Consider the following 19,540-nt stretch of genomic DNA (forward strand, 5'->3'; position numbering starts at 1 on the left):
ATCGTATTGTATAAATAAGAAAGGCCTCAATCGAGGCCTTCTTTATTACTTATTATACATTTTATCCAAAAACAAATATCGCTCCCGCGTATTATCCGGTTCCAGTTTGGTGGTTACGTTAATGTTGATGTATTGTACTTTGCTGCCAACTGTGTTAGGTGCCCATTTCGGCAAACCCGAGCCATTGGGATTGGCTTTTTTGATGAAATTGGCAAAGTAGTTCTCCATGGTTTCAGATACTTTATAGTCTTCCGGTGTCCAGGCGTAAACGGTGTTTGTTGCCAGGTTACCGAGTGCATATTCAATTTCTGAGGCATGTGCAGCACCATCGTAAGCTACCGGTTTGGGTTTAGGGGCAGCGTCATTTCCCTTAATTACGCCTCCGGCTAAACCGGCTGTTGCGTTACCCATTTTGGCTGTCATGGCCGGGCGGTTGCGTGAAAACAAATATCTGTAAACCGGACTACCACCAGTTTTAACCTGCAGATCTGACCATTTCCAGGTGCTGTAGGCAATGAAGCGATCACTGGCCAATTCTGTGGCCGATTTAATAACCTGCGCTTCAGTATCTCCCGGATAAAGTTTCAATATTTCATCGGCATGGTCACTTGCAATATTTTTTACTGCATTTTTATAATTTTCGGGCGTAGGTGCTTGTCCGCCTAATAAAGCCTGGTAAGGTACTTCTGCCGAGTTCCATCCCACCAATAACGGTACATGGGCTTGTTCGCCGGCATTAAATATATCTATAGGCCTTTTAGGTAAAAAATAACCATCTACCACAGTCGAGTTTGGCGGCATACCAGGTTTATAGGCATCATCCAGTAATTGCGCAGCAGGGATGGCACGCAGATCGGCTAATGAGCTGGCATTAACAGCAGCCATAAATTTAGAACCATTACCTTCGCCATCAGCCAAAGGGATCGGGAATAATGTTGGGTTAATTGGTGCGCCGCTTTCGCCTATAGCACCTGCAATCAGGTCTTTTGATAGTGGCGAAGCCATTTGTGCACATACAGAAATTGAGCCTGCAGATTCGCCTGCTATGGTTACCCGTTTAGGGTCGCCGCCAAAGGCCGCAATGTTTTGCTGAACCCAAACCAATGCCGCATGCTGATCAAGATAACCATAGTTGCCCGACGATTGGTGAGGTGATTCTTTAGTAAGTTCTGGGTGCGAAAAGAAACCGAAAATACCTAAGCGATAGTTTACGGTAACAGTTACTATGCCTTTTTTGGCTAAGCTTTCGCCATCATAACGGGGCTCAGAGCCATCGCCGGCCACAAGGCCACCGCCATAAAAATATACCAGAACAGGCAGGCTTGCATTGGCAGATTTAGCAGGCGTCCATACGTTGAGATAAAGGCAATCTTCGCTCATGCCATTAGAACGAAAACCCATATCGCCAAAAACTGGTTTTTGCATAGCCCGGGGGCCAAAATATTTAGCCGGGCGAACGCCGGCCCAGTTTTTTACAGGCTGCGGTTCTTTCCAGCGCAAATCGCCAACGGGTGGCTGTGCAAATGGGATCCCTTTAAATGAACGGATATCGGTGGATGGCACAACTATGCCTTCTAAGGTGCCATTGGCAATTTTAACTTGTGTGGTTTGCTGGGCCGTTGCCGCAAAACCTATAAGCAGGGTAAGCAGTAATAAATAACTTCGTAAAGACTTCATGGTTAGATTGGTTTATAATCGAAGTTAAATATAGGTTGATTAGTTTATGGTTGATTGAGTTGATTAAGTTTTTTTCTACAGTAAATTATTCCCGAAAGAAACAACTACTTAACTCAATCAACCACTCACAATTCAACTAAAGCTAAACAGCTCTCCTCGCCACACACATCAGTGTTAAAGCACTTGTAGAGGCTGATGGGTTACGGCCCGAAAGCAGGTTGCCCATACGGTATTTTAAGCCGGCTTTGCCTTGTTTACCTTCAAATATTTCGGCTCCCAGATCGTGATTATGCGGGTACACATTTACTTCGAACCCCATCGGTTTCAGTATACTATCAAATAAGTATTTGGTTACGCCATCACCTGCTTTATGGTGTGTTTCACATGCCAGTCCCCATTTTTGTTGTTCGCTCGTTTTATGAAAACTATGCCCAATAAGGCGATAATACCATGTACGCGCATTCCATAATAATTTAGCTATTCCTTTATAATCCCAGGCGCTTTGTTGTGGGTCGTGGTCGGTTATCAGTAGTCCTCCCGGTTTTACCAGTCTTGCAGCTTCTTTTAGTACAGATCCCATATTATCGGTATGGTGCAGTGCAGCGTTAAGGGTTACAATATCCGCAACGCCCGATTCAAATGGCAAGTGGTTGGCATCTGCCAAAACAGCAGTATACCCTTGATTCGCAGCATTCTTTAATGATTCAGGGGCTACATCTATACCTATTAATACTTTTGGCTTTTTTTCGAAGTTGGCAAATATGTTGCCGGGGCCGCAACCAATATCAATTACTGTTTTATCACTCCAGTCGCCTGCGGCTTTTTGCCATCTGTCGACAAGTGTGGGTTCGCGATGGCAATATTTTAGATATTCATCGCTCCACTCTTTATTACCGAAATAATAAGCGTTGGCGTGTAAGGATTCAGAAACATTCAGGATGGGGAATTCATAGTAGGCACCACGATCAGCAAAAGTATGGCCCGGTTTCAGCAAAGAAGATAAATCGTTTTTCATAGAACGTATTAAAATTTAGTTTAGGTACTATTTTCATAGCTTTTACGAATATAAGCAATCAAATGTTTAACTTAAATGATATTTTATTAAAATATTTATACTTTAACGATTTGTGGTTTCTTAATTAACATAATTTTAACTTCAGACAAAAGCGCAAACATTTCAGCCATATTATGCTTTATGTGGTATGAAAAAGATAATAGGTTTTGTATTAATTATTCTTGGCGCTGTAATGCTGATCTGGACCGGCTTCACTTATACCAAAAAAGAGAAAATAATTGATGCAGGCCCGCTCCAGGTTTCGGCCGATAAACAGAAAACAGTAGTGTGGCCTCCTTATGTTGGTGGGATACTGCTTATTGGGGGTATTATTATCGTTGCAACGTCAAAAAAAGGAGAGTAGACTTATCCTTCGTCTCAGATTTGTTACTTTGTAATATAATACCCCGATCTGAGCTATTGATTAATGAATAAGTTATTGTTAACCCTAACCTGCATTATATTTTTTGCAGGCACTACATACGCACAAGAAAACTGGAAATTAAAAACCGAAGACGAAGGTATCAAAGTATATACCCGTGCGGTAAGTAATTCTAATTTTAAGGCAGTTAAGGTAAACTGCCAGGTTTCGGCAAACGCATCGCAGTTCGTTGCTGTGATAATGGATATTAAAAACAGTGTAACCTGGGCTTACCATACCAAATCGGCTACGGTTTTAAAACAGGTTTCACCATCAGAACTTTATTATTATTCTGAGGTACAAGTGCCCTGGCCAGTGCATAACCGCGATTTTATATGCCATATAATGGTGAAGCAAAACCCGCAAACCAAAGTTGTAACCATAGATGCGCCCTGCCTGGGCGATTACATACCCGAGAAAGATGGTATTGTGCGTGTAAAACAGTCTGTCGGTAAGTGGATTATTACACCTATAGGTAAAGATAAGCTTGATATAGAATATACCCTGGCGCTCGACCCCGGTGGCGACGTACCGGCCTGGCTAATTAATTTATTTGCTGCCGAGGGGCCAATGCAAACTTTTAAAAAATTAAAAACACAATTGCAAAATCCGGCTTATCAGCGTATAGAGCTTCCTTATATTGTCAATTAATCGCTTTTTTTGCCAATTCTGCAAAACCTTACGTATATTGTAAATGTTGGTAAACAAGGCCCCATTATAAACCAATACAATAACCTATAGGAAAACCCCTGTTACGTAACAGATATTTTATTAAAATATCGGCTTAAACGGCATACTACGGCATAAATAGTATACGTTAAATTAACATAACCTTTTAATTATTTACTGAGCTGAAACTTATGGAATTACGGCATAAAACGATATTAGTAGCAGACGATGACGTAGCCATTGTTGAATCAATTTCGAGCATACTTAATTATGCAGGCTATGAGGTGATGCATGTATATGATGGTACTTCGGTTATGGAATCGGTAAAAGCACAACCCGACCTGGTAATACTGGATATTGCCATGGCTGGCCATAATGGCTTAGTGGTATGCAAACAGTTAAAAAGGCAGGCTTCAACCCAAAATATTCCGGTTATCATTATTTCGGCAGGGCATAACGTACGCCAGTCTGCCTTTGATGCCGGTGCTAATGATTTTTTGGCTAAGCCTTTTGATATGGAAGTTTTGCAGAATAGGATTTCGGCACTGCTGGTGTAAGCTCGTACGGTTACCCCGATAATAAACAGACATTACAGGTCATCTTTACTCACAATACTAATAACCACAACATTATTCCTTAACTTGTGCTTTTTATTGATATACACAACAAGTGACTTTTAAGGACTTTAATTTTAACGAGCAGTTGGCAGAAGGTATCCAAAGTATGGGATACAATACGCCTACGGCCATACAAGCACAGGCAATACCTGTTATTCTATCAGGTAAAGACATTATAGCCTGTGCGCAAACAGGTACCGGTAAAACGGCATCATACCTGTTACCGGTTTTAAATGACATCAGCAATTCGGGATCTGGCCATCAGATCAGTACTTTAATATTAGGGCCAACGCGCGAGTTGGTACAGCAGATAGATCAGCAGGTTGAAGGTTTGGCTTACTTTACAGAAGTAAGCTCGCTGGCCGTATTTGGCGGTGGTGATGGCATTGCTTATGAACAGCAAAAACGCGGCATCCAGAATAAAGTTGATATTGTAATTGCTACTCCGGGCAGGCTTATTGCTTTCCTTACTTCGGGTGCTTTAAAACTTGACCAGCTTAAACATTTTGTACTGGACGAAGCCGACCGCATGCTCGACATGGGTTTCTTTCAGGACATTATGCGCATTATCACCTACCTGCCAACAGATCGCCAAACGCTCTTGTTTTCGGCCACCATGCCGGGTAAGATTCGCACACTGGCGCGCTCTATACTGAAAAATCCCGAGCAGATCAATATTGCACTTTCACAGCCTGCAGTAGGGATTAGTCAGCAGATTTACCGTGTACACGATGCACAAAAAACCAAGCTGATTGAGGTTTTACTAAGAAGCGGTTTATATACCAGCACCATCATATTTGCATCAACCAAAGAGAAAGTTAAAGCTTTGGCTAAAGATTTAAAGCATGCACAAATTAATGCCGAACCTTTCCACTCTGACATGAACCAGGGCGAACGGGAAGAGGTGTTATTAAGCTTTAAAAACCGACAGTTGCCGGTTGTTATTGGCACAGATGCTTTATCGCGAGGTATTGATGTAGAGGGAATTGACCTGGTAATTAACTATGATGTGCCGGGCGACCCTGAAGATTATATCCACCGCATTGGCCGTACAGCACGTGCTGCAACTACGGGTACAGCTGTTACATTGGTTAACAAGCATGATGAGCGCCGTTTAACTAACATTCAATCGCTGATTGATAAAAAGATAGAAGAGATTACCTTGCCAGCCGATATTGGCGCTATACCCGAGCAAAAGCCGCAGTTTGATAATAACAAACGCAGAGGCGGCCGCAATAACAGGAAGCCGCAAGGCAACCGGAGTGGTGGCGTTAAGGGCCAGAGCCAGGGAAAGAAATCGTAATCGTAATTTATTTGTTCGGGCAAAACCACTTATTTTCGTGCGGTGATTTCAAAATCATTTAAGAAATAATCCTGTGAGCGATTTTCAACCTCAGATACGTACTGTTAACGTTATCCGTTATGTAACGCCCCTGCGCGAAGGCGGCTCGCTGCCTGCTATTGCCGAGGCTGACGATGAGTTTCTATACGTACTGAAATTTCGTGGTGCAGGGCAGGGCGTAAAAGCGCTTATCGCCGAACTGATAGGCGGTGAAATTGCCCGCTTGCTGGGTTTCAAGATCCCCGAAATTGTGTTTGCCAACCTGGATACTGCCTTTGGCCGTACCGAACCCGATGAAGAAATTCAGGACTTACTAAAAGCCAGTGTAGGTTTAAACCTGGCGATCCATTACCTGTCTGGAGCTATTACGTTCGATCCGGTGGTTACGGCGCTCGATTCCAAATTATCATCACAAATTGTTTGGCTGGATTGCCTGCTGACTAATGTTGACCGTACCCCACGCAATACCAATATGCTGATATGGCATAAAGAGTTGTGGCTGATAGATCATGGTGCCTCGTTATATTTCCACCACTCCTGGCATAACTGGCAGGAGCAGGCCAAACGGCCTTTCGTAAATGTGAAAGACCATGTATTACTGCCCCGTGCAAGCGAACTGGAGGCAGTTGATGCTGAATATAAAGCGATATTAACGCCAGATCATATCCGTAAAATAGTTGATCTGATCCCTGATGAATGGCTGAGTGCCGGTTTTGAAGATGAAACCCCGGATGCCATCCGTAATGTATACTACGAGTTTTTAACTACGAGAATTGCCTCGTCTGACATTTTTGTAAAAGAAGCCCAAAATGCCCGAGAATCACTTATTTGAGTACGCCGTTATACGCGTTGTACCCAGGGTGGAGCGCGAGGAGTTTTTAAACGTTGGTGTTATTTTATATTGCAAACGACAACAGTTTTTGGGGATCAAATTTATTGTGAACGAAGATCGCCTGCTTGCTTTTTGTGCCGACCTTGATCTCGAAACTCTGAGCGCTAATCTGAACGCCTTAACACAGATCTGCCTCGGTAGCAAAGCTGGCGGGCCGATTGCAACACTGGATATACCCTCACGTTTCCGGTGGATTACCGCTACCCGCAGTACGGTTGTGCAGGCATCGAAAGTACACCCCGGTTTGTGTATCGATGCAGCCGCCACATTGGAAAAATTATACCTGCAATTGGTAGCATAATATCACCTTTGGTTATAGCTTTGAGTTGTGATTTTCTGATTTTATTTGGATATTGACATACCATTTAACCAATTATAGAATCATTATGCCACACATTAATTTACCGGCGGGTTCGCCGGGGATAAGAAGCTTATTTATGTTCAGGCCTGAGACGGCTGGTCCGCTTAACCTGTTAGCCCAAACCCTGCTGCATAACCCACATCCAACTCTAAGCGCCGGCGAACGCGAGCTGATTGCCACTTACGTATCCAGCTTAAACAACTGCAAATATTGCTCAACCATACATGGCGCTATAGCCAAACACCAGTTAGGTAACGATGGCCAAACCGTTAAACAGGTGGTTGCAGATATGGAAACTGCACCCGTTAGTGATAAACTGAAAGCCCTTTTACGTATAGCTGCCAAAGTACAAAGCGGTGGTAAAAATGTAACTGAAGCTGATGTAGCCCAGGCGCGTGAGCAAGGCGCAACAGATATTGAGATCCATGATACCGTGCTGATTGCTGCTGCCTTTTGTATGTATAATCGCTACGTTGATGGCCTGGCCACCTTCCAGCCTGATGATGAAGAACTTTATGACCAAATGGGAGCACAGCGAGCACGTGAGGGTTACCATAGCGGCCCTCTGAAGTTAAAGAAAGACGGGGAAGTGGCAGAAGCTTCTTAATATATAAAACTTACACCCGGGTTTACAAACTCCGGGTGTAATAAAAGCGTAAGTCAGTCAGAACAAAATCTCTTGTAATATTCTTATAGAGATATGTTTTTTAACTTAAAGTTATAATCTAAATACTGACTTATGAAAAAATTATTCTACCTCGTAATTTTAGGGACTGCCTTGTTTGGGGCAAGTACATCTAAAGCACAAACCAACACAGATAACAAAAGCTGGTTTAGCAATAATATTGCAGGTGCGGCTCAAATACAAATCACTTATCGTAATACCAACCTCGACCAGGTTAACCGTATTTTAAACAACAGCAATATCCCTTCTGTTGGAGGCAATGATATTTGGATTAATCTATCCATGAGCCATATCCATAAGCAATGGATTTTTGAGGATGGTTTAGGTATTACACCACTTTCGAGTTCAGAAAGTGTTAACAATGTAAAAGCTAAATACGGCCAGGGACAACTGTATTTCCGTGCGGGGTACAATATCGCCAAAACAGCCGATTATCGTTTCTTTCCCTTTGTGGGCTTAAATTTCTCGGCTGCCATGTTAAAAATACAGGATAAAGGCCGTGAGGAAAGCACTTCAGATTTTTCGCAGGAGTTGCTGACCAGCACTTACAGTAAAACGCTATATCAGGGCAATTTTGGAATTGAGTTAGGTGCAGGCTACGATTACCTCATCAAAATGAAAACCAAGAAGATTGATAACTGTGTGGAGATTCAGCGTAACATCCCTATAGGGATCCGTGCCGGTTATTATATCAATGCCGCCCGCAGCGATTGGAAAGTTGATAGCCATTCTTTAGATAACGGCCCGGATAAAGGCCAGAGCGCTGTTTTTATATCATTAAATATTGGCTTGGGATATAATGTGAGGAAGCTGTAGCTTTTAATGAGTGAAGGAGTGAATGATAGAAGGAGTGAATAGGAAAGTCTCTCAACCGTCATACCGAATTTATTTCGGCATCCCACAGGACAGGTTGCAAACGCTGCATATTCGCTTGTCCTGTGGGGTGCTGAAACAAGTTCAGCATGACGTTTTTGATTTAAAATGCCACGGCATTCTTTTTGCTCTATCCAACCTATGGATCAGCTCAGTATTTTCGGTGACACCGAAGTCAATAAACCCTTACTTCCCGGTTTAATTGATTACCAACCCGGTATGTTTACCAAAGCCGAAAGTGATGATCTGCTGCAAAAACTGATCAAAGAAACTCCCTGGACGCAGCGTTCTGTAATGATGTACGGCAAAGAAATACTTACGCCCAGGCTTACCGCCTGGTACGGAGACCCTGATGCAGACTACTCCATCTCAGGCATGGGGGCAATACCATTGCCCTGGACGGTGGATTTGCTCATGATTCGCCAAAGAGTAGAAGCAGCTGCCGGCATCTCATTCAATACCGTACTACTTAATTACTATCGTGATGGGAACGACTCTGTAAGCTGGCACGATGATATGGACAATATCCCCGGTCGCAATATGTTTGTAGGCTCGGTTAGTTTTGGACAGGTGCGTACATTTGATATCAGGAAGAAGGCAGACCATACCGTTAAGTATTCTATCCCTTTAGAGAATGGTTCTTATTTGCTAATGAAAGGTGATTTTCAGCTAAACTGGCAGCATCGAATTGCGAAATCATCTAAGCCAATGAAGGAAAGGGTTAATTTGACGTTTAGGGTGAGTGATAAGATCGGATAAACATTTATAAAATTTGTCATTGCGAGCGATAGCGTGGCAATCTCGTCGCATGTATGTCCGATCTGAACAGCTACGAGATTGCTTCGTATCTCGCAATGACAAAGTTAATTAATTATACAAAACAAAAAGGCCTTCCATCCGGAAGGCCTTCTTGCATAGCATCGCTATTTAATATTATTGTTTTGGAGCTGTATCCTGTTTTTCAGGCGCTTTACCAATCAGGTCCATAAACTGATCCAGTTTAGGGGTGATGATAATTTGGGTACGTCTGTTTTTAGCTTTACCATCTGGGGTGCTGTTATCGGCAATTGGGTTATACTCGCCACGGCCACCGGCTGTTAAGCGTTTAGGGTCAACATTGTAGGTAGTTTGTAAGGCCATAACTACAGATGATGCTCTTAGCGTACTTAAATCCCAGTTGTTGCGGATGTTTTTCTGAGAGATTGGAATGTTATCAGTGTTACCTTCAATCAGCACATCATAGCCGTTATAGTCGGTAATGATTTTAGCAATTTTGGCTAAAGTTGCACCTGCTTTATCAGAGATTTCATAGCTGCCAGATTTGTACAGCATGTTATCAGCAAGCGAAATATAAACTACGCCTTTTAATACCTGTACATCAACGTCTTTAACTTCCTGCTGACTTAATGAACGGGTTAAGTTGTTAGTTAACACCATGTTAAGTGAGTCGCTTTTGTTTTTGGTATTAACCAGTTGCTGGATGTATTTGTTAGAACTGTTAATCTCATCAACCAGTTTAGAAATGTTTACGTTACCCTGGCTGCTCGAGTTTAAACACTTGTTAAGGGCATCCTGTAAAGCAATTGTGTTTGCTTTTTCTGAAGCAATTTGCTCTTCCAGACTTTTAATACGGTTATTGGCAACGGCAAGGCCCTGCTCGCTGGTTTGGTACTTCACGCTTAAGTCGCGGGTACTGTTTTGCAATTGGGTGTAATTGTCGTTAAGTTCTTTGTATTTTTTGTTGCTTACGCAGCTTGTGGCTAAACCTGCTACTACTAACAGTGCCGGTATAATGATTGGAAACTTCATAAATACTTGTATTTGTTTTTTTAAAGGTATAACATAAATATGTTAATGAATAATAACCAAACTACACATTTAAAGTTTTATTATTTATAAAAGGTTGATTTTCAACAAGCTGAAAATTATTAAACTTAGGCGAAAAGAAATATTGCGTGAGAGTGATAAAAGAAGGAGAGATATTGATGTATTGAAGGTATCGTCACCTTGACCGTCATTGCGAGGAACGAAGCAATCCCCGATATGCAGAGCCGTTCTGTATAGTCCGCGATTGCTTCGTTCCTCGCAATGACGTGATAGTTTATAATCTGGATGGCTCCAACTTTCCATCAACCCCAACCACAGCCTCGCTCTTCGCCACATAACAACTGCTATCCGGGGTAATCAATTCGCCATTGCTGTTGGTTAAGAACTGCGCACCCCAAACTTCGAGCGATTGGAAGATGGGTGTTAACCCCTGGCCCAGATCAGTGAATGAGTATTCTACTTTGGGGGGTACTACGGGATATACTTTGCGTTTTACAATGCCGTCCTCTTCCAGCTCGCGAAGCTGCTGGGTGAGCATCTTTTCGGTAATGTCGGGGATGTTGTGTTTAATGTCAGAATAGCGGATGGGGCCGGCCAAAATTTTCTGTAAAATGGTCATTTTCCACTTGCCGCTTATTACGCTTAATGACGCTTCCATAGCGCAGCGATAGTTTTGATGTCTTTTTTCTGTCATAATAAAAATGGCTGAATCCCTTTAAATAAAAGCGGCCCATAACCTACCAAAAAGTACGTTTCGCACTAAAAAGTGCCTTCTTGTGGGGGTGTTAAATTATGCGTCACTTTGATGTATCAAACATAAAGATATGAAAAAGTTAACTGGTAAAACAGCAATTATAACAGGCGGAAACAGCGGCATTGGCTTCGCTACCGCTCAGGAATTTATAGCAGAAGGCGCTAAAGTGATCATCACCGGCCGCAACCAAAAATCAATTAACGAGGCCGTTGCGCAACTGGGTGATAATGCCTACGGTGTAGTGTCTGACGCAGGCGATATGGCACAGGTAAAACAAATACAAGAGCAGGTAAAAGCAATTGCCCCTAACATCGATATTATATTTATCAATGCTGGTTTAGGCAAGTTTAACTCTGTTGACGACATGAGCGAAGAGATGTTCGACGAAATTATGAACGTAAACTTTAAAGGTGCTTACTTTACTCTGCAACAGTTGTTGCCACTGGTAAATGATGGTGGTTCTATCATCTTTAACACCTCTATCAACGCCCACATAGGCATGGCAGGTGCAAGTGTTTATGCAGCAAGTAAAGCAGCTTTATTATCACTGATCCGTAACCTTTCTGCCGAGTTATTGCCACGTCGCATCAGGGTTAATGCTATCAGCCCCGGCCCGGTTGTTACACCATTGCATACTGCCGAAAAATTGGATATCAGCAACGAGCAACTGGAACAAATGGGTCAAGGTATACTGAGCCAATTGCCAATCGGCAGGTTTGGCCGTGCAGATGAGATCGCTAAAATAGCGCTGTTCTTCGCATCAGATGATTCGACCTTTGTATTGGGTGCCGAGTTGGTGGCCGACGGTGGTATGTATACGCTGTAAGTAGTTGTCAGTTGTCGGCATCGTCGAATGTCTCTGACTTCGAACAGCAGTAGCATGTAAGCCAGATTTGCCGGGCGAAGAAGATTCTTCACTATCGTTCAGAATGACAACAGTATTATAGCAGAAAAGGCCTTCAATAAAATATTGAAGGCCCTTTCTGTTATTTATGGTTATTATTATTGAATAACTTTTATTTCAACACGGCGGTTTAGCGCGCGGCCTTCTTCGGTTGTGTTATCGGCAATCGGTTTACTTTCGCCGTAACCTTTGGTGGTTAGGTTGGCGCCATTTACGCCTGCGTTTACCAGGTATGCTTTCACAGCGTTAGCACGATCTACAGATAGCGACATGTTATGCTCTGCAGAACCTTCGGCAGATGAGTTACCATTTAAAATTAATTTAGTGGTTGGTGCTGCTTTTAATGAGCCGGCAACCAGATCAAGCGTTTGGTATGAGTCTGTTTTTAACACAGCCGAGTTAAGCTCAAACTGCACGTTAGGGAAGTGAAAATCCTGTTGTGGAGGTGCCGGGGCTGGTTCTTGCTTCTCTGGCGCGGGTGCTGGTGCCGGAGCTGGTGTAACAGGTGCTGGGGCTGGTTTTACAGTATCGGTAGCAGGTTCTTGTTTTACTACTGCTTTCTTTGCTTTGCAGGCTGCGAGGCTAAATATTAATGATGCGGCTAATACAATTGATAGGTTGCTTTTTAAAAATTTCATTGGTTTAAATTACTTTAAGGTGTACCGTTGTACGAATAAAAACAATTTTTTGATTTGAAAAGTATTCCGTTTGTTAAAAAAAGATGCGCTTAAATGGAATTGGACGGGTCTTTAAACTAAAAAATCCCCCGGGCTAATAGCCTCAGAGGATTCAAAATATCTAGTTTACAGTAGCTTACTTAGTCAGTTCGGTTTGGTAAATAACCGCACCTTCTTTGTTGATTGCTCTCACATTAAAGCGGTTGGCATCAACAGCAAAATACATAAAGCCATGCTGTGAGGCCTCGAATTTGCTATACGAAATACCTGCGGTAACATCAGTCAGCTCAGAACCTGCGCCCGAGATAAACTGGTGGGTATAACCTTCGGGTTTCAAATGTTGCAGTGAATGGTCGTGGCCAGACAGGTAAACATCTACCTTGTATTGTTCAAACACATCGGCCAATACCTTGCGTACTGTTAGGGTATCATAGTTTTTAATACGCGGGCCAACGGTGTAGTAGGGGTGGTGGCCAACTATTATTTTCCATTTTACATCGGCAGGGGTGTTTTTCAAAGTATCCTTTAACCAGGCCATCTGGATATCAACCTGTGGTTTCAGAGCTTCGTGCAGCATAGGGTCGGTATCAATCATAATAAACATGGCCTTGCCTTTATCCTTACCCAATGATACCTGTTTGGTATAATAGCGCGCAGGCATGTTCCAGCGACGGCTTATTTTACTGTAGCGGATCTGTGCATCGGGATCGGTCAAATAGTCGTGGTTGCCGAGTATCGAAAACCAATCGCATTGCAGCGAATGGGCAGTATAAATATTCTCGAACGAGTAATGCCAAAGCGGATCTTGTTCGCTCACCACGCCTTTAGGGTAAAAGTTATCGCCCACAGAAATCACAAAATCGTTAGGGTGTGCTGCACCCCAGAGGCCCATTTGTTTGGCAACTTCGGCCTGGTCATACTCGCCGTTGCGGCCCCAGTCGCCTATGGCCATAAAGTGCAGGGCATAATCGTCGTTTATTTTATCCTGATGGGTTAAGTCTTCGCTCTCTAAATGGGTTACGCCACCTTCGGCCAAACTGGCCAGCGGACTGATAATTGTTGCGCCTAAAGCGGTTAGGGTAGTGTTTCTTACAAAATCTCTGCGTTTCATATATTCAATAGCGGCATGGTTAGGGGTTAATGATATATGCCGTTAAAACCGATGTAATATACACAAAGTTGCATTTGTGTTGCAATATCAAATGTTTAAGTTATTGTAAATGAGAAATGTTGATAATGCCGACTAATGTTAATTGCGATGATAGTTGTTAACATAATGATAATATTGTATTAACTTTATGATAACCTATTTTTGCACAAATCTCAAAATATACTCATGAAAAAATCTAAGCTGAAATCTCTCGTTAAAACTGCCCGTAAAAACGCTCAAAAAGATATCCAGATTGTTGTAGCTGCCGAATTAAAAGTTGCAGCCGGTAAATTAGGCCAGGATGTTGAAAGTCTGAGCAAAGCTATCGCAAAAGAATCTAAAAAAGTGGCTAAAAGAATAGCTCAAAAAATTAAGATAGATAAAGCTACATTAGTACAAGCTAATGATACCGCCAAAGCTGCAGCAGCAGTTGAGAGTGTTTAATAAACAATAAGTTTATAAATTGCCGCGTTTGCGTTCAAGCGTATCCCGCTTGAACGTTGGCTGCGTGTATATTAAAGCCAACAATAGTTGAAAAATAATTCTGCTGTTTATTTGGATTAATTATAAATAATGTTGATTTTCGCATTGCAATAGATCATTAATGCAAGCGACAGAGACTATTACTACCCGTACAAGTATAAGCGAAGTATTTAAAACTGCTTCGGGTGCTGTTTACCAGTGCGATAAAGATAATTGCTGGTATATTGACTTTGCCGGTAAGCTTAACCGCTTCGATTACCGCTGCCTGCACAAACTCCGCAAGGCTGTATATCATATTGATGTTGAGGCGCTTTTGCTTAACCCCCAACGCAGCGCCGACATGGAAATCGTTTTTATCTGTGCCTGCGACCATACTTATATACTTACTCACCTCGAAATTATTGCGCTGAAAGAGCTGCTGCAAGGTACCTTTACCATGCTGGAGCTTAACCACATTTTGCACGAAAGGCTGTACCGCTGGGCTGCTTAAGCGTATTAAGACTCATTTCATATTAATATTTATATATACACATATCATTTTATAGCACTATAATTGCTATAGATACCCTGATTTAACCTTAAATCGAAATTGATATGAAAGATATAATGCGCATAAAATGTCTTATTTCTAACGAAATGGAGACTATTTTAAACCAACAGATACGTAAAGAAGCACAGTCGTCATCTATATACCTGGCTATGGCTTCATGGTGTGATAGAAATGGCTTTGATGGCTCATCTACCTACTTTTTTAAACAAGCCGAAGAAGAAAGACAGCATCAGCTTAAATTCTTTAAATATGTACTTGATATGGGTGCCACGGCCATTTCTCCGGATGTAAGCGGTATCAAAATTGAGTACAACTCGTTCCGAGAGGTATTTGAAGATGCTTTAGACCAGGAGATCAGTGTAACCAATGCCATCAAAAATATTGCAGCCCTTTGCCACAAAGAGCAGGATTACGTTACCATGGAATTTTTAAACTGGTTCCTGAAAGAACAACGTGAAGAAGAATACAAAGCACGCCGAGCACTCGAATTGTTTGAAGTTATTGGCGAAGAAGGTACCGGCCGCTGGCAGATTGATAAGCACATTGGCGATATCAGATACGATAGTGAAGCTTAATTAAATAGCATCAGGAGATTTATCGAGCGATTTTAATAGCTTGAGAACCTCTTTCTCCGAATATTCTTTTAGCCAGATATTACCTGGTTGTATAGTACAGACCGGTGCATAATCGCACCGGTCTGTGCATTCTATCCTTAATACTTCAATCTCCTCTTTTCCTTCATGATATTTGGCAAATGATGTTGCCAGCTTATAAAGGCTTTTGCCACCCCGTTTAGCGCATTTACTGCCTGTGCATACGTAAAGCACTCTATCGGGTATAGTAAACTTGCTCATGCTGTTTATGTTAGCTATATATTAACGCAAAATTACGTTTTATTATATAGTTGTGTACCAGTGGCAAGATTAATTACAGAAATCTGTTTAACTGCGGTCCCAAAATGCAGGTGGCTCAATACCCAGCGAACGCAGGTAAACATAACCCTGACCGCGGTGGTGGATTTCGTTATCAATCCAATACAAAATCATGTTATAGATGGGTGCTTCGTACATGCCAAAGGCCAATACCTTTTCGTGAAATTGCTCCGGGGTTATTTGTGGCCAGTAAGCCAGTATATCTTCGGTAACTTCGTCCCATACACGCAGTAATTCTGCTTTGGTTTTAATAGGAGAGCGGCCCTGGCGATAATCCAGTTCGGGTGTAAACTGCCAGTCGCCGGTGATAAGCGCTTTAATACCGATACCTGCAATGCCTAACACTTCTTTAGCCATGTCTGCAAAAGGACGCATGCCGCCGATGGTATGGTTAAAAAGCTGGTCTTCCGGGAAGATTTCGATCAACCGTTTGGTAAGCCAGCGATGGCCGAGCCATTGCTCCAGAAATTCTTCGGGAGTGATGATTTGAACTGTGGTTTCAATTGCTTGTTGGTTTTCCATTGTGTTTGTGTGTTGATGATTTATAAGCAAAGAAACCGGGGGCGAGTGACAGCCCTATGTCAGCAGGAAATTGAGAAATGAAATTTTTTTGTAGTTTTTATGAACGTTATTATACCCCTTATTAAAGGAAGTGGTATCGCTGTCATTGCCTCAATTTTACCCCTTATTAACACTTTTGCAAATTGCAAAGCCTGTGGTGTTCCCCTAATTTAGGGGAATGCAGTGTCTGTGCTAAACTTCTTGCTTTAATAAGAGGTAAAATTGAGGTTGATTAATTAGCTGTATTCGTTCAATTATAATAATTAACTTTTATCATTTATTTTGCACACCATGTATCCGCAACTTTTAGCCCATATTAAAAGATATGTTCAGTTAACTGAACAAGAAGAGCAATTGCTGTGTGATAACCTCGAACTGATTAACCTTAAAAAGAAACAATTTTTACTCGAACCGGGTAAGCACTGTAAAGGCAATTATTTTGTACTGAAAGGGTGTTTGCGGTTATACATCGTGAATAATAAACTGAATGAGCAAATACTTCAGTTCGGGCTCGAGAATTGGTGGATAGCCGATCAGGATAGTTTGCTCAATAAACAGCCATCCAGTTGCTACATCCAGGCCATTGCAGAATCGGAACTGGTTTTGCTGACAGAGCATAACAGGCAATTGCTGTTTGAAAAGGTGCCCAAGCTTGAAACGTACTTTCTAATTATGATGCAGAAATCGTTTGTGGCATCACAGCGCCGAATTGGCTTTATCTTTAATATGAATGACGAAGAGCGATATCGCCATTTCGCCAAACTATTCCCCGATTTTTTGCAGCGTGTACCTCAATATATGCTGGCCAGTTACCTCGGCTTCACCCCACAGTTTATGAGCAGGCTGCGGGCAAAGAAAATCTGATTTTCTTAAACTCAGTTCATTTTTCGGGAGGGTGTTTGTGGCGAACTTTGTTTTATCAAAACAATAAAACAATGAGCACACGCATTAAAGTAAACCAGGGAGACCCAGCCGCATACAAAGCTATGATGGCTTTTGAAGAATATGTAGCAAGCACACCGCTTACTACAAAACATAAAGACCTGATCAAAATCCGCGCATCGCAAATTAACCAATGTGCATTTTGTATTGATATGCACACCCGCGATGCGCGTAAAGCAGGCGAAACCGAACAACGTATTTATGCGCTTAATGCATGGAGGGATGTGCCGTTTTTCGATGAGCAGGAAAAAGCGATACTTGCCCTTACAGAAGAAGTAACGCTGATTACCGGTAAAGTATCAGACGAAACTTATAACAAAGCAGCAGCGCTGTTTGAGCCTGCTTATTTAACCTATATTCTGATGGCTATTATTGCTATCAATTCATGGAACAGGATAGGGGTAACTACCCACATGGAAGATTTTCTGAAAGCAGAATAATAGTATTAGTATTTCAAAATTGTAGAAAGGCGGACAGGGATGCTCGCCTTTTTTGTTGAGGATATATTATACTTATTAATAATAACTATAATGTGATTTGGCTTTAATGCTGGTAGTTACATTATAAGTTTTAATTGCAGAGTTGATTTCAGTGCTCATTTCTGTTTTACCATTATACACAAAGCTATCCGGCTTGCCATCAGGTCCAACTAATCCGGTTAAATCAGTCGTGGGAATTTCAGTAGAATGCAGTATAAATCCAAATTCATCAACAAACTCAATTGTTATTCGGCCTGTCTGATAATTTTCCCTTAAGTCGTTTAACCCGTTTAAAGTAAGAGAGTAATATAAAAAATTTCCTCTATAAAGCGCTTTTAAAGAGGTAGAGGCGCCTGGCTTAACAAAGCTTAGATTCGAAGTACCCAGATTTCGTTGGTTTGGTTTTGAAACCTCTAATTTCTTAATTTCCTTCGCATCAAGATCACCTATTTCGCGAAGTTCGTTATCTATAATTTTGTAGATTTTGTTTCCGTGAATAAAAGTATTCTCTGCAATTTGGGTATTGTTATTAGAACAAGAGAATAATAATAGCGCGATCGCTGATGCGCAGATTAGGTTTAGTTTCATAATTTAATAAGGTTGGTTAATTAAAGATATAGTAATGCTATTAAAATAGCAACTTGTTGTTTTTGGTAATCGACTTTTAACAATATAGAATAGTGGCTATTTATAATTGATGAAGTGCAACATAACAGATGGTTATGAGTTTAATAATATATCCCTTCAACATTTGTTAATTGATTCCTACCCCGAATTAGCTCAATAAAAGTTTATCGGTAATAAATAAATGCGGTTTAAGTGTACCTTCGCCGCTAATACTACGGGCAGAATATAATACACACCGGTTCTGCTTTTTCTTTGCAACAGGCTATGCAAATATCATCATGCCTGCCCTTCCGCTACATTCAAATTAAATTATGCCCATACTCATTTTTTTTATTGCCCATTGGTTCCTGTCGTTATTTTTTCAAACTTTCTTTCAGCACCGTTACGCTTCGCATCGTATGTTTACTACCAGCAAAGCCTGGGAGCGTGTTTTTTACCTGATGGCTTATGTGTTTGAAGGCTCATCTTTTTTAAACCCGCGCGCTTATGCCATGATGCACCGCGAGCATCATGCTTATAGCGATACCGCGAAAGACCCACACTCGCCGCACTTCTTTACAGATGTTTTTCAGATGATGAAGGCTACTATCATTACCTTTCGCGATCATTTAAAACGTACAAAAGACCCTGAAGCCCGTTTCGCTGGCGATTGCCCCGAATGGCCGCTGATAGATAGGATTGGTTCTTCTATCGTTTCGAGATTGGCATTCGGCGCATTATATACCTGGTTTTACATTGCATTTGCTACGCATTGGTGGATGTTTTTGCTTTTGCCTATTCATTTTTTAATGGGGCCGTTGCAAGGTGCTATTGTTAATTGGTGCGGCCACAAGTACGGCTACAGCAATTTCGATAATAACGATCAGTCTAAAAATACAACACCGTTCGATTTTCTGATGCTGGGAGAGCTGTTTCAGAATAACCATCACAGGTACCCTAACAGCGCCAATTTCGGCAATAAATGGTTCGAGATCGATCCGGTGTACCCGGTAATGCGATTGTTGCACCGGCTTAAAATAATTAAGCTGAGGAAAGCTTATTAAGCTTAAAAGAAGAAAGCCCG

At 41.8% G+C, this 19,540-nt stretch carries 25 protein-coding genes; 16 read left to right on the forward strand and 9 right to left on the reverse strand.

What is annotated here, in order from left to right; translation table 11 throughout:
- Nucleotides 1-45 precede the first annotated feature (45 nt).
- Together PQO05_RS08820 and PQO05_RS08825 are read right to left on the reverse strand one after the other, a co-directional pair.
- A complete protein-coding gene (locus PQO05_RS08820; RefSeq protein WP_273632338.1) occupies nucleotides 46-1,677 on the reverse strand; it encodes a carboxylesterase/lipase family protein in 1,632 nt (543 codons plus the stop codon).
- Nucleotides 1,678-1,819: 142 nt separating this feature from the next.
- Complete coding sequence (locus PQO05_RS08825; protein ID WP_273632339.1) at nucleotides 1,820-2,692, reverse strand: class I SAM-dependent methyltransferase; 873 nt, start codon at nucleotides 2,690-2,692, stop codon at nucleotides 1,820-1,822.
- Nucleotides 2,693-2,879: 187 nt separating this feature from the next.
- Between PQO05_RS08825 and PQO05_RS08830 the strand changes: the two genes are divergently transcribed.
- The 9 genes from PQO05_RS08830 to PQO05_RS08870 all read left to right on the forward strand — a co-directional run bounded on the left by PQO05_RS08830 (nucleotide 2,880) and on the right by PQO05_RS08870 (nucleotide 9,350).
- On the forward strand, nucleotides 2,880-3,095 hold the full coding sequence (locus tag PQO05_RS08830) for a hypothetical protein (protein WP_273632340.1): 216 nt from the start codon (nucleotides 2,880-2,882) through the stop codon (nucleotides 3,093-3,095).
- Between the two features lie 63 nt (nucleotides 3,096-3,158).
- A complete protein-coding gene (locus tag PQO05_RS08835; RefSeq protein WP_273632341.1) occupies nucleotides 3,159-3,803 on the forward strand; it encodes an START domain-containing protein in 645 nt (214 codons plus the stop codon).
- Between the two features lie 209 nt (nucleotides 3,804-4,012).
- Complete coding sequence (locus PQO05_RS08840) at nucleotides 4,013-4,378, forward strand: response regulator transcription factor (protein ID WP_273632342.1); 366 nt, start codon at nucleotides 4,013-4,015, stop codon at nucleotides 4,376-4,378.
- Nucleotides 4,379-4,490: 112 nt separating this feature from the next.
- A complete protein-coding gene (locus PQO05_RS08845; RefSeq protein ID WP_273632343.1) occupies nucleotides 4,491-5,741 on the forward strand; it encodes a DEAD/DEAH box helicase in 1,251 nt (416 codons plus the stop codon).
- Nucleotides 5,742-5,814: 73 nt separating this feature from the next.
- Complete coding sequence (locus tag PQO05_RS08850; RefSeq protein ID WP_273632344.1) at nucleotides 5,815-6,612, forward strand: HipA family kinase; 798 nt, start codon at nucleotides 5,815-5,817, stop codon at nucleotides 6,610-6,612.
- Entirely contained in the window at nucleotides 6,590-6,973 is a 384-nt protein-coding gene (locus PQO05_RS08855; RefSeq protein ID WP_273632345.1) for a DUF3037 domain-containing protein, read from the forward strand. Before PQO05_RS08850 ends, PQO05_RS08855 begins: the two co-directional genes overlap by 23 nt.
- Nucleotides 6,974-7,058: 85 nt before the next feature.
- Nucleotides 7,059-7,640 (forward strand): carboxymuconolactone decarboxylase family protein, encoded by a 582-nt coding sequence (locus PQO05_RS08860; RefSeq protein ID WP_273632346.1) that lies wholly within the window; start codon nucleotides 7,059-7,061, stop codon nucleotides 7,638-7,640.
- A gap of 132 nt (nucleotides 7,641-7,772) precedes the next feature.
- A complete protein-coding gene (locus PQO05_RS08865; protein ID WP_273632347.1) occupies nucleotides 7,773-8,534 on the forward strand; it encodes a hypothetical protein in 762 nt (253 codons plus the stop codon).
- A gap of 198 nt (nucleotides 8,535-8,732) precedes the next feature.
- Nucleotides 8,733-9,350 carry an alpha-ketoglutarate-dependent dioxygenase AlkB family protein gene (locus PQO05_RS08870; protein ID WP_273632348.1) on the forward strand — a complete coding sequence of 206 codons (618 nt, stop codon included), beginning with the start codon at nucleotides 8,733-8,735 and terminating at the stop codon, nucleotides 9,348-9,350.
- Between the two features lie 174 nt (nucleotides 9,351-9,524).
- Here the strand turns inward: PQO05_RS08870 and PQO05_RS08875 are convergent, their stop codons facing one another.
- Together PQO05_RS08875 and PQO05_RS08880 are read right to left on the reverse strand one after the other, a co-directional pair.
- Nucleotides 9,525-10,400 carry an OmpA family protein gene (locus PQO05_RS08875; protein ID WP_273632349.1) on the reverse strand — a complete coding sequence of 292 codons (876 nt, stop codon included), beginning with the start codon at nucleotides 10,398-10,400 and terminating at the stop codon, nucleotides 9,525-9,527.
- A gap of 292 nt (nucleotides 10,401-10,692) precedes the next feature.
- Nucleotides 10,693-11,112 carry a winged helix-turn-helix transcriptional regulator gene (locus PQO05_RS08880; RefSeq protein ID WP_273632350.1) on the reverse strand — a complete coding sequence of 140 codons (420 nt, stop codon included), beginning with the start codon at nucleotides 11,110-11,112 and terminating at the stop codon, nucleotides 10,693-10,695.
- A gap of 130 nt (nucleotides 11,113-11,242) precedes the next feature.
- On the opposite strand from PQO05_RS08880, the gene PQO05_RS08885 reads away from it, so the two are divergent.
- Nucleotides 11,243-11,998: an SDR family oxidoreductase gene (locus tag PQO05_RS08885; RefSeq protein ID WP_273632351.1), complete on the forward strand. Its 756-nt coding sequence runs from the start codon at nucleotides 11,243-11,245 to the stop codon at nucleotides 11,996-11,998.
- 176 nt (nucleotides 11,999-12,174) lie between these two features.
- On the opposite strand, the gene PQO05_RS08890 is transcribed toward PQO05_RS08885, so the two are convergent.
- Together PQO05_RS08890 and PQO05_RS08895 are read right to left on the reverse strand one after the other, a co-directional pair.
- Nucleotides 12,175-12,714 (reverse strand): OmpA family protein, encoded by a 540-nt coding sequence (locus PQO05_RS08890; protein ID WP_273632352.1) that lies wholly within the window; start codon nucleotides 12,712-12,714, stop codon nucleotides 12,175-12,177.
- Between the two features lie 175 nt (nucleotides 12,715-12,889).
- The gene (locus tag PQO05_RS08895; protein WP_273632353.1) at nucleotides 12,890-13,864 is read right to left on the reverse strand and encodes a metallophosphoesterase; all 975 of its coding nucleotides are present in this window, start codon (nucleotides 13,862-13,864) and stop codon (nucleotides 12,890-12,892) included.
- A gap of 225 nt (nucleotides 13,865-14,089) precedes the next feature.
- Here PQO05_RS08895 and PQO05_RS08900 point away from each other — a divergent pair, with 225 nt between their 5' ends.
- The 3 genes from PQO05_RS08900 to PQO05_RS08910 all read left to right on the forward strand — a co-directional run bounded on the left by PQO05_RS08900 (nucleotide 14,090) and on the right by PQO05_RS08910 (nucleotide 15,511).
- Nucleotides 14,090-14,347, forward strand: coding sequence for a hypothetical protein (locus PQO05_RS08900; protein WP_273632354.1), 258 nt, complete (start codon nucleotides 14,090-14,092; stop codon nucleotides 14,345-14,347).
- A 160-nt stretch (nucleotides 14,348-14,507) separates the two neighbouring features.
- A complete protein-coding gene (locus PQO05_RS08905) occupies nucleotides 14,508-14,876 on the forward strand; it encodes a hypothetical protein (RefSeq protein ID WP_273632355.1) in 369 nt (122 codons plus the stop codon).
- A 104-nt stretch (nucleotides 14,877-14,980) separates the two neighbouring features.
- Nucleotides 14,981-15,511 (forward strand): ferritin, encoded by a 531-nt coding sequence (locus PQO05_RS08910; protein WP_273632356.1) that lies wholly within the window; start codon nucleotides 14,981-14,983, stop codon nucleotides 15,509-15,511.
- Here PQO05_RS08910 and PQO05_RS08915 read toward each other — a convergent pair whose 3' ends face one another.
- On the reverse strand, nucleotides 15,512-15,790 hold the full coding sequence (locus PQO05_RS08915) for a (2Fe-2S) ferredoxin domain-containing protein (RefSeq protein ID WP_273632357.1): 279 nt from the start codon (nucleotides 15,788-15,790) through the stop codon (nucleotides 15,512-15,514). It lies immediately after the preceding gene.
- A gap of 87 nt (nucleotides 15,791-15,877) precedes the next feature.
- The gene (locus tag PQO05_RS08920) at nucleotides 15,878-16,390 is read right to left on the reverse strand and encodes a DinB family protein (protein WP_273632358.1); all 513 of its coding nucleotides are present in this window, start codon (nucleotides 16,388-16,390) and stop codon (nucleotides 15,878-15,880) included.
- Nucleotides 16,391-16,720: 330 nt separating this feature from the next.
- Here PQO05_RS08920 and PQO05_RS08925 point away from each other — a divergent pair, with 330 nt between their 5' ends.
- A complete protein-coding gene (locus PQO05_RS08925) occupies nucleotides 16,721-17,293 on the forward strand; it encodes a Crp/Fnr family transcriptional regulator (protein ID WP_273632359.1) in 573 nt (190 codons plus the stop codon).
- A gap of 71 nt (nucleotides 17,294-17,364) precedes the next feature.
- Complete coding sequence (locus PQO05_RS08930) at nucleotides 17,365-17,811, forward strand: carboxymuconolactone decarboxylase family protein (protein ID WP_273632360.1); 447 nt, start codon at nucleotides 17,365-17,367, stop codon at nucleotides 17,809-17,811.
- Nucleotides 17,812-17,886: 75 nt separating this feature from the next.
- Here the strand turns inward: PQO05_RS08930 and PQO05_RS08935 are convergent, their stop codons facing one another.
- The gene (locus PQO05_RS08935; RefSeq protein ID WP_273632361.1) at nucleotides 17,887-18,438 is read right to left on the reverse strand and encodes a hypothetical protein; all 552 of its coding nucleotides are present in this window, start codon (nucleotides 18,436-18,438) and stop codon (nucleotides 17,887-17,889) included.
- A 350-nt stretch (nucleotides 18,439-18,788) separates the two neighbouring features.
- Here PQO05_RS08935 and PQO05_RS08940 point away from each other — a divergent pair, with 350 nt between their 5' ends.
- The gene (locus PQO05_RS08940; RefSeq protein WP_273632362.1) at nucleotides 18,789-19,520 is read left to right on the forward strand and encodes an acyl-CoA desaturase; all 732 of its coding nucleotides are present in this window, start codon (nucleotides 18,789-18,791) and stop codon (nucleotides 19,518-19,520) included.
- The last annotated feature ends 20 nt before the right edge of the window (nucleotides 19,521-19,540 follow it).

The sequence above is a fragment of the Mucilaginibacter jinjuensis genome (genome assembly GCF_028596025.1).
Classification (GTDB): domain Bacteria; phylum Bacteroidota; class Bacteroidia; order Sphingobacteriales; family Sphingobacteriaceae; genus Mucilaginibacter; species Mucilaginibacter jinjuensis.